12 protein-coding genes are annotated in these 11,427 nt (G+C 59.3%); 4 read left to right on the top strand and 8 right to left on the bottom strand.

Features of this window, described 5'->3' with window-relative positions:
- Positions 1–961: efflux transporter outer membrane subunit (locus PHI64_RS22265; protein WP_299888163.1), on the bottom strand; the 961-nt coding region annotated here is incomplete at its 3' end.
- A 188-nt stretch (positions 962–1,149) separates the two neighbouring features.
- Complete coding sequence (purM, locus tag PHI64_RS22260) at positions 1,150–2,184, bottom strand: phosphoribosylformylglycinamidine cyclo-ligase (RefSeq protein WP_299888160.1); 1,035 nt, start codon at positions 2,182–2,184, stop codon at positions 1,150–1,152.
- 203 nt (positions 2,185–2,387) lie between these two features.
- Here purM and hda point away from each other — a divergent pair, with 203 nt between their 5' ends.
- On the top strand, positions 2,388–3,068 hold the full coding sequence (gene hda, locus PHI64_RS22255) for a DnaA regulatory inactivator Hda (RefSeq protein ID WP_299888157.1): 681 nt from the start codon (positions 2,388–2,390) through the stop codon (positions 3,066–3,068).
- A 10-nt stretch (positions 3,069–3,078) separates the two neighbouring features.
- Positions 3,079–3,744 (top strand): HAD family phosphatase, encoded by a 666-nt coding sequence (locus PHI64_RS22250; protein WP_299888154.1) that lies wholly within the window; start codon positions 3,079–3,081, stop codon positions 3,742–3,744.
- Positions 3,745–3,765: 21 nt separating this feature from the next.
- Here PHI64_RS22250 and PHI64_RS22245 read toward each other — a convergent pair whose 3' ends face one another.
- The gene (locus PHI64_RS22245; RefSeq protein ID WP_299888151.1) at positions 3,766–4,638 is read right to left on the bottom strand and encodes a dienelactone hydrolase family protein; all 873 of its coding nucleotides are present in this window, start codon (positions 4,636–4,638) and stop codon (positions 3,766–3,768) included.
- Positions 4,639–4,709: 71 nt separating this feature from the next.
- Entirely contained in the window at positions 4,710–5,519 is an 810-nt protein-coding gene (locus PHI64_RS22240) for a Crp/Fnr family transcriptional regulator (RefSeq protein WP_299888148.1), read from the bottom strand.
- Between the two features lie 358 nt (positions 5,520–5,877).
- Here PHI64_RS22240 and PHI64_RS22235 point away from each other — a divergent pair, with 358 nt between their 5' ends.
- Positions 5,878–7,788, top strand: coding sequence for a histidine kinase (locus PHI64_RS22235; RefSeq protein WP_299888144.1), 1,911 nt, complete (start codon positions 5,878–5,880; stop codon positions 7,786–7,788).
- On the top strand, positions 7,785–8,459 hold the full coding sequence (gene narL / locus PHI64_RS22230; protein WP_299888141.1) for a two-component system response regulator NarL: 675 nt from the start codon (positions 7,785–7,787) through the stop codon (positions 8,457–8,459). The genes PHI64_RS22235 and narL overlap by 4 nt, the downstream gene beginning before the upstream one ends.
- Positions 8,460–8,578: 119 nt before the next feature.
- On the opposite strand, the gene PHI64_RS22225 is transcribed toward narL, so the two are convergent.
- The 4 genes from PHI64_RS22225 to PHI64_RS22210 form a co-directional block, all read right to left on the bottom strand.
- Positions 8,579–8,872 carry a DUF3579 domain-containing protein gene (locus PHI64_RS22225; protein WP_299888167.1) on the bottom strand — a complete coding sequence of 98 codons (294 nt, stop codon included), beginning with the start codon at positions 8,870–8,872 and terminating at the stop codon, positions 8,579–8,581.
- Between the two features lie 86 nt (positions 8,873–8,958).
- Entirely contained in the window at positions 8,959–9,279 is a 321-nt protein-coding gene (locus PHI64_RS22220; protein ID WP_299888138.1) for a DUF2818 family protein, read from the bottom strand.
- Positions 9,280–9,322: 43 nt separating this feature from the next.
- A complete protein-coding gene (nuoN, locus tag PHI64_RS22215) occupies positions 9,323–10,789 on the bottom strand; it encodes an NADH-quinone oxidoreductase subunit NuoN (RefSeq protein ID WP_299888135.1) in 1,467 nt (488 codons plus the stop codon).
- 44 nt (positions 10,790–10,833) lie between these two features.
- Positions 10,834–11,427 (bottom strand): proton-conducting transporter membrane subunit (locus PHI64_RS22210; protein WP_299888132.1); only part of this gene is annotated, 594 nt, incomplete at its 5' end.

Raw genomic sequence — 11,427 nt, 5'->3', positions numbered from 1 at the left:
GGCCCGGGTAGCGGGCCGCCTCAGCCTGCCCCGCCCGGGCCGTCGCGGCGGCCGCCCGGCGCTCGGCAGCCCGCACATCGGGGCGCTGACGCAGAGCCTCAGCCGGAATGAACAGGCCCACTTGCTCCGGCACCACGGGCAGCACAGCTGCAGCGCCTTCCGGAGCCACTAGCCGCACATGAAGGCTGCCGGGACTCCGCCCGGTGAGCAGGGCAAGTCGATGTTCCGCCTCCGCCTGCCCAGTCTCCAGGGAGGGAATCACCGCCCGCGTGGTGTCCCGATTGCTGCGTGCCTGCTCCACGTCGAGGCTGCCCACCAGTCCTGCCCGGGCGCGCCAGTCGGTGATCTGCAGGGTTTCGGACTGGCTGCCAAGATTGCTGCGGGCAATCCCGAGGCGGGCCTGATAGGCCCGCAGCTCCACGTAATTGAGGGCCACCTCCGCCACCAGGCTAACCTGGGCGGCGTGCAGGTCGGCCAGGCCGGCGGCCAGATCGGCATCAGCCGCCTCCACCGCCCGACGATTGGCGCCAAAGACATCCGGCTCCCAACTGGCATCGAAGGCCGCATCGTAGAGGCTCTTGTCTGCACCAAATGCCGTACTGCGACTGGCTCCAGCCCCAGCACTGAGCGTGGGGAAGCGGTTCGCGGAGACCAGGCTCCGGCTGGCTCGGGCTGCACGCAGGGCTGCTGCTGAAGCCTTCAGATCCGGATTGGCCTGAAGGGCCTCCTCGATCAGGCAGGTGAGTAGAGGATCAGACAGCTGGGTCCACCAGCGAGCAAGATCGGTACTCTCCACCCGATACGTGCCGGCCGTCGGGGCCTGCCAGACAGCCGGCGCTTGAATCACGGGGGCACGGTAATCGGGGCCGACACTGGCACAGGCACCGAGCAGCGCGGTGAGGATCAGCGGCAACACTGGCCGCATGGCCGCGATCTGCGGCACGGGGAAAGGGGAATCCATGGGGCAAGGCGGATAGCTCTGCGCAACGCGCGCAGCGACCCGTAGATCATCCGCGCCTCAGGCGTAAGCTGGCGTCACCCTAAGGTAAAACCGGGTAAAGATGCTGCTGGCTAGCACCAACGCAGCCAATGAAAAGCGGGCCTCAAAGGGCCCGCTCTCACAGCCGCACCTGCTCGTCGGGCAGTTCGTCAGATCACTACGGTCTGCGCCTGGCCTTCGGCTCGGGCTTCGATGGTGCCCAGGTTGTAAACCGTTTCGCCAGTGGAACGCAGCTGCTCGGTGGCGGCATCCACATCTTCCCGGGCAACGATCACCACCATGCCGATACCGCAGTTGAACACCCGATACATCTCCTGAGCATCCACGTTGCCAGCGTGCTTGAGCCACTGGAACAGGTAGGGCATCTCCCAGGCGTCCTTCTTGAGCACAGCCGTGAGATTGTCGGCCAGCACACGGGGCACGTTTTCAAGCAGCCCGCCGCCGGTGATGTGCGCCATGCCCTTCACCAAGCCGTCCCGCTTCTCCATCAGCGCCAGCAGGGATTTCACATAGATGCGGGTGGGCTCCATGATCACATCCTTGAGGCTGCGGCCATGGAAATCGCCTTCCAGGTTCGGCTTGGCAATCTCGATCACCTTGCGGATCAGGGAGTAACCATTGGAGTGGGCGCCGCTGGATGCGAGGCCCAGCACCACGTCTCCCGAACGGATGGTGGAGCCATCGATAATCCGCGACTTCTCGACCGCCCCCACCGCAAAGCCGGCCAGGTCGTACTCACCGTCCGGGTACATGCTCGGCATTTCGGCGGTTTCACCACCAATCAGGGCACAGCCGGACAGCTCGCAGCCCTGGGCGATGCCCTGAATCACGGTAGCAGCGGTGTCCACATGCAGCTTGCCGCAGGCAAAGTAGTCCAGGAAGAACAGGGGCTCGGCACCCTGCACCAGGATATCGTTGACACTCATGGCCACCAGATCCTGGCCGACGGTGTCGTGCTTGTTGAGCTGAAAGGCCAGCTTGAGCTTGGTGCCCACACCGTCGGTACCGGAAACCAGCACGGGCTCCTTGAACTTCTTCGAGATCTCGAACAGGGCACCGAAGCCGCCGATCCCGCCCATCACCTCAGGGCGCATGGTGCGCTTGGCAAAGGGTTTGATACGGTCAACCAGGGCATCGCCGGCGTCAATATCCACACCGGCATCGCGATAGGTAAGGGAGCTCATGGGTTCTTTGATCTCATTTGAAGCGACCGGCAGGCAGGAGGATTGCGCTCGTCGGGTTGAGCGCCCCGCCGCGACCGGCTACATTAACGGGCCTTGCGCTGCAGACAGCTGGACATTTCCATCCGCCCCGCGCAAACAAACCCGAATTTTAGCCGAAATGTCGCCTGCCCGCCCCTGCCCGGTGTGAACGGCGAGACTACCTCGTGAAGCAACTCACCCTCGATCTGCACGCCGACGCGCCACCGCTGCTGGAAAACTTCGTCGCCGCGGCCAACGCCGACCTGCTGGCCGCCCTCTACGAAGCAATTCCCGTGGCGGACGTACCCCAGCATCTCTTCCTGTGGGGCGATGCCGGCAGCGGCCGCAGCCACCTCCTGCGCAGCGTGGTCACCGCGGCAGCCCAGGCCGGTCGGCCGGCCTGTTACCTGCGGGCCGAAGATGTGACGGACACTCTGCCCGAGGCCCCCGCCCTGCTGCTTGCCGTAGATGACGTGGAGGCCCTTGGCCCGGATGCCCAGATCGCCCTCTTCAGGGCCTTCAACTCGGCCCGCAGCCAGCGCATGACCCTGATCACCAGCGGTTGCGCAGCCCCGCTCCACCTGAATCTGCGTGAAGACCTGCGCACCCGCATCGGCCAGAGCCTGATCTTCGAGGTCAAGGCACTGAACGACGACGACCGCCTGGCCATTCTCGACGCCCAGGCTGCGGCGCGCGGCCTGCGCCTCGACCCGGAGATTGTCCAGTACCTCCTGCGCCACGGTCGCCGCGACCTGACCAGCCTGCTGCGTACCCTGGACGCCCTCGATGCCGCCTCGCTGGAACGCAAACGCGCAATAACCCTGCCCCTGCTGCGGGAAATCCTGCAGCGCGACCTGAGCCTTTAAAGCGACCAAGATGGAACTCGTACTCTTCGACCTAGACAACACCCTGCTCGCCGGTGACTCCGACTTCGAGTGGGCTCAATACCTGATTTCTCGTGGCGTTCTCGACAAGGAAGTCTACGAAACCCGCAACCAGGCCTTCTTCGACCAATATAAAGCAGGCACCCTGGACATCTACGAATTCCTGGACTTCCAGCTCAAACCCCTGGCCCGCCACAGCCGCGAGCAACTCGACGCCTGGCACAAGGAGTTCATGACCAGCCGGATACTCCCGATGATGACGGCGGAATCCAGAGCATTAGTGAATCGGCACCTGGAGGCCGGCGCGGTGGTCGCCATCGTTACCGCCACCAACAGCTTCGTGACCTATCCGATTGCCCGTGCCTTCGGCATTCCCCACCTGATCGCCACTGTCCCAGCCCAGGAAAACGGTGCTTTCACAGGCAAACCTCGGGGCACTCCGGCGTTCAAGGATGGCAAGATCGAGCGGGTTGAAGCCTGGCTGGAAAGCCTGGGCCTTTGCTGGTCGAGCTTCGAGCGTAGCTGGTTCTACAGCGACTCCCACAATGACCTGCCCCTGCTTGGCAAGGTAAACAATCCTATCGCCGTGGACCCGGACGACACCTTGCGCGCCCACGCCACGTCCCGGAACTGGCCGGTGATCAGCCTGCGCAGCTGAGCGCTTCGGCCTCCCGGCCGGCTAAACGCCCTTGTCCCGGAACCAGGCCAGCATGCGGGCCCAGCCGTCAATGGCATCCTCGGCCCGATAGCTTGGCCGATAGTCCGCATGAAAGGCATGCCCCGCCTCGGGGTAGATGACAAATTCAGCCCGTTTACCGGCCCGGGCCATGTCTTCGCGCATGTCCTCCACATCAGACACTGGAATTCCCTGGTCCTTGGCGCCATATAGGCCGAGCACTGGCGCATTGATGTGGGAAATCAGATCGGCAGGATGCTTGGGCGAGGTGCCGGTGGCCACACCAGTCAGCCGGCCGTACCATGCCACGGCGGCCCGCAGTTGCGGATTGTGAGCAGCGTAAAGCCAGCTGATCCGCCCTCCCCAGCAAAAGCCGGTGATCGCCAGCCGGGCCGGATCCCCGCCGTTTGCCCCCGCCCAGGCGGCGCAGGCATCCAGATCGCTCATAACCTGGGCATCGGGCACCTTGCTGACGATAGTCGAGAGGATCTCGGCAACGCTTCCCACACTCGCCGGGTCACCCTGACGCTGGAAGAGATTCGGCGCAATGACCTGGTAGCCCTGTCGGGCCAGCCGACGGCAGGTATCCCGAATGTACTCATGCAAACCGAAAATCTCGGACACCACCAACACCGTCGGAAAAGGCCCCTTGCCGGACGGCTGGACCCAGTAGGCCCGAACCGGCACGCCGTCGGTAGCCTTGATGCTGATATCCCCCGTGGAAAGCCCGCTGGCTTCGGTCTGGATAACGCTCTGGCCCTGGGCCGGGCGCACTGCCAGCGCAAAGCCGGCCGCCAGGGAGCCACCGACAAAGGTCCGTCGGCTCAGCGGCAGCCCCGGTACAAGACTATTGAAATCGGAATCCTTGACAAGCATCGGCCACTCCGTCGGTTGAGCGAGGAGCGAAGGATACTCCAAGGCACTGTGCCCTCGGAATACGGCTTTGTTCAGGCGCTACGGGCCCCGAAGGCCGCAGCCTGCCCGGCCCCGCTGCGTGAGAACCAAGTACTGCCGTGGGAGATCGGCGCACGGGAGGCACCAACAGGGCCATCCCGGCGGAGGGCCGGCGGAGCCGCATGCGTGCGGACAAAGGCCTCCATCAGCGTGACATGCTTGCCATGCACATGGATCATTCCCGCATCTGACAGCTCACGGAAAATGCGCGACAGGGTTTCCGGGGTGAAGCCCATGCGCGCTGCCAACACGTGCTTGGGGATCTCGAGTTCGAGCTCCACCACCCTGCTCTTGTCAATACCGGGCCCCGCCAACCTCAGGAGGTAATCCACAACCTTGGCCGTGCCCGACTGGAAGCAGTCTGCCGCAATATCCCTCTCTATGGACGACTGCCGCTGGGCCATGGCACTGAGCATGCGACGGGAAAGACCCGGCTCTTGTTCGATAGCACGCAGCACACTGTCCCTGCCCACGGCCAGCATGACGACAGGCGTCACGGTCTCCACCGACGACACGCAAGGCGAATCGCCGAACAACTCAGCAACCCCGAAAAGCTGCTGGGGTGACAGAATCTCGATCACCTTTTCGCCGCCATCCTGAGACGACACGGAAACCTTTAGGTGGCCGGACATGACATGGTACAGGGCACGCGGACGATCTCCCGCCGCGTAGACAGCCTTGCCTTTGGCAAGGCTGACGATATCTGCTGAACGGGCGATATCACTGATCACGTGCTCAGGAAGGGCTCGGAAGAGAGTGATCTCACCAAGGATCAAGGACAAGTCATCAAGGCTGGTATGCATGGTTTTCCCCGCTCGTATATGTGCAGGACAGACCGAAAGTTAAGTGGCTGTCCTTTGACATGCCGCGCAGTCTAGGAGCCGTTCAACTATGCGGATTTGACTTAGATCATGCTCCCGGAGGGCTGAAAATCAACTCAAATACCTCCTAATAGGTATCTGCATTTTACATAAAAACAATCACAACAAATTGCTTTTAAATGACTTTTCAAAAATCCCACTATTCAATGAGACCGCTCAGCACCTCTACCGGCGAGATTGCCCTACTCCCATTTTCTGCCGCCAAGCACCTGCACAAATTCCCATCCACCCTTCACCAGGCCCAAAATGACGCCCCGTCAGGGCAACCGGAGACTACGCCTTGAGTGCCCCAACCATCGGTCAGCGAAATCCGCCCGGCGCCGGACGCCCCTCGGTCGTCATCCGTCTTGGAGGCTGGATCGCCGCGATTGCCACGCTCGCCGCCATTTCCATCCTTGCCTCAATCACGGTGGTCGAACTGTCGTCCGGTGAAGCCCGGGCGATCAACATGGCAGGCGCCCTGCGCATGCACTCCTACGCGATTCAGTCCGCCGTGGGACTGGATACCGGAGATGTCCGCTATCCCCTGCTGGCCCAGGCGGTGACCGACTTCGAGGCGCGCTACACCCACCCCGATCTTCTCCGCGTCATTCCCGTGAGCTCCGACGACCCTGTGCGCCAAGCCTACGAAAGCGTAGGAAATCTCTGGCGCAACCACTTCCGCCCCGCGGCTCAAAGAGCCGGGCCTGACGCAGAAGCCCGACTCGCCCTCCAGGCTGACACGACACAGATGGTGGCGCATATTGATCGACTGGTCGCCTTGGTGGAGGATGGGCTGGAGACCAAACTCCAAGCCTTGCGCCTCGTGCAAGGCATCTCCCTGGCCCTGCTGCTGATCGTTGGGGCCTCCGCAGTCATCCAGCTCAAGACATACGTACTGAACCCCCTCAGCGAACTGCTGGGACTGGCGAAGGTGGTGCGAAGAGGCAATTTCAGCCAACGAGTTACAGTTCGTGAGCCCGACGAGCTAGGGCAACTCGGCGAAGCCTTCAACTTCATGGTCGAGGATCTGTCTCGGAGCTACGCCGAACTGGAAAACAGGGTCATGGAAAAGACCGAGGAGCTGGCCCGCAGCAACCAATCCCTGAATCTCCTCTATCGCACCATACGAGCGCTCTCCGAACGCGCCGTCAGCAAGGGCACGCTGCAACAGGTTCTCCAAGAGGTCGCCCAGGTGATCGGTATCCGCGCCGGGGTCCTCTGCCTCACACGGGCCGATGGCATGAGCGTCGTGGTACAGGCCGATCCGGAGGCGCCCTTGCCCGAAGCAGAGCTGTGCCGCCCGGAATACCATGCTTGCAATCAAGACAGCGCTACACAGCCAACCATCCGCATGCGTGACGCTTCGCCTGACGAATGGAACATCTCGGTGCCCCTATTCGACGGTATGCGCAGTCATGGAGCAATGCTGCTTCAGCAAGCAGACTGCAAACACCTCGACAAATGGCAAATCGAACTCCTTGAAGCCGTCGGGCGACACATCGGCAACGCATTGGCGACCACTCAGCGGAACGAGGAACGCCACAGGCTCGCGCTTCTGGACGAGCGTTCGGTGATTGCCCGAGAGCTCCATGACTCCCTCGCCCAATCGCTTTCATACCTCAAGATTCAGGTCACCCGTCTGCAGAACCTTTTAGGGCCCCAACCGCGCCCGGAACCTGTCAATGAAGTGGTAGGCGAACTACGGGATGGACTCAACGAGGCCTACCGTCAGCTCCGAGAACTCCTTACAACCTTCCGCCTGCGCATAGACGGCCGAGGCCTGCCCGCCGCCATTGACGACACAGTACAGGACTTTCGACGACGAACAGGACTGAATATCACACTGGAAAATAACCTGAGCAGCATTGAACTCCCACCCCACCGGGAAATTCACGTCCTTCAGATAATCAGGGAAGCGCTTTCAAACATCGAGCGCCACGCCGAAGCCAGACATGTGTCCGTCACACTCCGGAATGCTGACGCCAACCTGCTCACCGTCAGTATCGAAGACGACGGGATCGGCTTCGACGAAAATAACACCCCGATGCATCGGTACGGAATCGTGATCATGCGCGACCGAGCTCAAAACCTGGAGGGCGACCTCAAAGTTCTTCACCGGAACAGCGGCGGCACACGGGTCGAGCTCACATTCCCAAATCAACCTGTTCTTCAGGACGCGCCTCCCATCAATTTAGGAAGCCCACAGTGAACATCAAAGCCACGAGTTCCGTGCTCATCATTGACGACCACCCTCTCTTCCGCAAGGGCGTGTCCCAGTTGCTCGCCCTCAACCGCGAACTACATCTAATCGGCGAAGCGTCGAGTGGAGAAGAAGGACTGGAGATGGCGAAGGGGCTTGAGCCCGACCTGATCCTACTGGATCTGAACATGAAGGGCATGAACGGCATCGAGACCCTCCGCGCCCTGCGCGAAGCTGATCTGGCTGCCAGGATCCTGATCCTAACCGTATCAGATGCAGCAGACGATCTGGTTGCCGCAATCCGTGCCGGTGCCGACGGCTATCTGCTGAAAGATATGGAACCCGAAGAACTGCTAGAAAGGATAGTGGAAGCGCAGCGCGGCAGGATCGTCATAAGCGAAAGCCTGAACGGCTTGCTCGCGAGATCCCTGCGAGAAGAAGCGCAAGCCGCAGAGCGCTCCCTCGCCCCCCTCACGGATAGGGAGCGAGATATTCTCGGCTGCCTCGCCAATGGTCTATCAAACAAGCTGATCGCCCGCGACCTGAATATCGCCGAAGGCACGGTAAAGGTCCACATCAAGAACCTGCTCAAAAAGCTCAAGTTCCGATCCCGCCTTGAAGCCGCCGTCTGGGCCATAGACGAGAACCTTCGCCCAAACAACAACGCGAACTCCCGCTGAGCTCCAGCTTACCAAGGCTGCGCAGGCACTTCGGGAAAGCCCCAAAAGGAGACAAAGGTGACAGATAACGCTTCAGCGGCAACGACAGCCCGGGGCGCGAACGGCCGGCCAGACGGCCTTCAGATAAAGTAATCGTCAGGAAGAAACTCGACCTGAAGATCATTATCCTTTGCGAAATTCTTCAGGAAGTTATAGGCGAGGGGCTCTATATCGTGAATACGTGCGTCAACCAGCACAGTCTTGTCCCCGCGCAAATTGCATGCAGGCCGCACGTAGGGTGAATAGGTCATGCGATGGTCTGCCCCAAAGGCAGACATGATGCCGCAAAGACGATCCGCCCAGTCGCTGGGGCGGAACGTACGATCATCACTGGTACGGCCCACAATCACGAAGTTATCGACTTTAGAATTCATGCGGAATGAACAGATATATTCACCGACAACGGAGCTGAAAACTATCAGACAAGCCAACCACTTCGAAAGCCAGAGATAACCGACTTTCACCCACCCTGCGCTGTCTGGCTAGCTGCAGGGGTTCTCCAAAAAAAATGATGAACGAAGCCGGGAAAGCCGGCCACGACAAACAGGCACGAGACCACGACATAAAACTCCCATCCCTGCTTGTAGTTCAGACCCTCCAAATAGGACTCAACCAAACCCAGCCCAAGCAAAGCCAGCGCATAACACAGCGCTACCTCAAAGAACAAGGCAAACCCAAGCTTACGGGCTCTCATGGGGAGAACCCCCATGAAACGGGAACAAAAAAAAGGGAGGTTGGCCAGCAAACCAAGCACGCCCAGAGCGACAAGAAATTTAGCCACCCCAACCTCCTTTGATTCCTACCCACTCGAAAGTGGGCGCCTATTAAAGCGAGCCCAGCAGAGAATAAGCACAGAGCGACATCAAAGTCTGCGGCATCAACCCCAGCACAGCGATAGCAACACCATTAAGCGACAACACCACACGCATGTCAGTTGTGGCAGTTAGCGGCGCAGAATCAGCGGGCTCGTCAAAAAACATGATCTTGACCACGCGCAAATAATAAAACGCACCGATGAGAGACATCACAACAGCCAGCACAGCAAGCCAGATGTAACCGGCAGCAACCACAGCCTGGAGAACCGAGAACTTAGCAAAGAAGCCGATAAAGAACGGTATCCCCGCCATCGAGAACATGACCATTGCCATAACGCCCGCAAACCAGGAGTTACGCTTGTTAAGCCCGCGAAAATCATCCAACGACTCGGCCTCAAAACCAGAGCGGGACATCAGGAGAATGACACCGAAGGACGCCATGCTCATCAGGACGTAAGAGATGACATAGAACATCGAAGAGCTGTAGGCGTTGAGCGCGAAATGACGATCACCACCGACCACGCCGGACATCAACCCCAGCAACATGAAACCCATATGAGAGATACCGGAGTAACCCAGCATTCTCTTCAAGTTGGTCTGAGCGATTGCCGCGAGGTTTCCGAGAACGATGGACAGCACAGCGAGGAACATCAGCATTGACTGCCACTGTTCCGCAAGTTCGAACAGACCGTTGACGAGCAGCCGCATGGCCATGGCAAACGCAGCAAGCTTCGGTGCGGAGGCAATGAACAGAGTAATCGCCGCAGGTGCCCCTTGATACACGTCGGGAATCCACATATGGAACGGCACGACACCGAGCTTGAAGGCAAGGCCAGCTACCACAAACACCAGACCGAACATCAGCACGGTACGGTTACCTGCCTGATGATAAATGGCCTGTGCAACGCTTGAAATCTCAAGCGTCCCCGTAGCGCCGTAGATCATCGAGATACCGTACAGAAGCAACCCCGACGCAAGCGCACCGAGAACAAAGTACTTCATGGCAGCTTCTGTCGCCCTGGCGGAGTCCCGCTCAAGTGCCACCATGGCATAGAGAGCAAGCGACAGCAGTTCCAGGCCAAGATAAATGGTCAGGAAGTGATTGGCGGAAATCATCACCATCATGCCGAGCGTCGCATAGATGGCAAGAAGATAGTATTCCGTGGTCTCCATCTTCCGGTCGTTCATGTAGCCACGGGAATACAGAAGCACAACTGCCACCGAAAGGTACAGAATAAGCTTCAGGAAATCACCCATCAGATCATCCACGTACATATTGCTGAACGTGAAGTTAACCTGGCCATCCATCGTTCTCCAGGTAATTACCGCAGCGAAAACGAGGGTTAGTTGAGTGAGGGTATACACCAAATTACGTGCATTCTGCTTGAACGTCCCAATAAGCAAAATGACGAACGACATGGCAGCGACGAACAACTCAGCCGCAGCAGGATAAAAGTCAGGAATAACAAAGTTCATCTTCAGCCCACAATCCGGAGGGTTTTGTGTCGTTTACTTCGAGGTCAGAGCTTGCTCACAGATACATGCTTGAGCAGGTCATTGACAGACGCGTGCATTACCTCTGTGATCGGATAGGGATAGATACCCATAACCAGCACACAGACAGCGAGGATCACGAGAAACGCAAACTCCCTGTTGTTGAGATCGGTAAGCTCGGAAACATGGTGATTGGTGATGGCTCCGAATACGACCCGCTTGTACATCCAAAGCGTATAAGCAGCACCGACAATCAAGGTCGTCGCGGCAGCAAAACCCACCCAGAAATTGTACTGGACAGCTCCCAACGCAACCATGAACTCACCAACGAAGCCTGAGGTCGCGGGAAGCCCGGAGTTAGCCATAGAAAAAAGCATGAACAAGGCAGCAAACTTAGGCATCACATTCACGACACCACCGTAGTCCGCAATCTGCCGAGAGTGCATGCGATCGTACAGCACACCGATACACGCAAACATTGCCCCGGAGACAAAGCCGTGGGAAATCATCTGAACGAGCGCACCTTCAATACCCAGCGGGTTGAAGATGAAGAAACCAAGCGTGACAAAACCCATGTGAGAAATCGAAGAATAGGCCACAAGCTTCTTCATGTCCGTCTG

Source organism: Zoogloea sp., from assembly GCF_028689785.1.
GTDB lineage: Bacteria > Pseudomonadota > Gammaproteobacteria > Burkholderiales > Rhodocyclaceae > Zoogloea.
The sequence above is the reverse complement of the archived record's forward strand: the minus strand, read 5'-3'. Positions and strand labels throughout refer to the sequence as shown.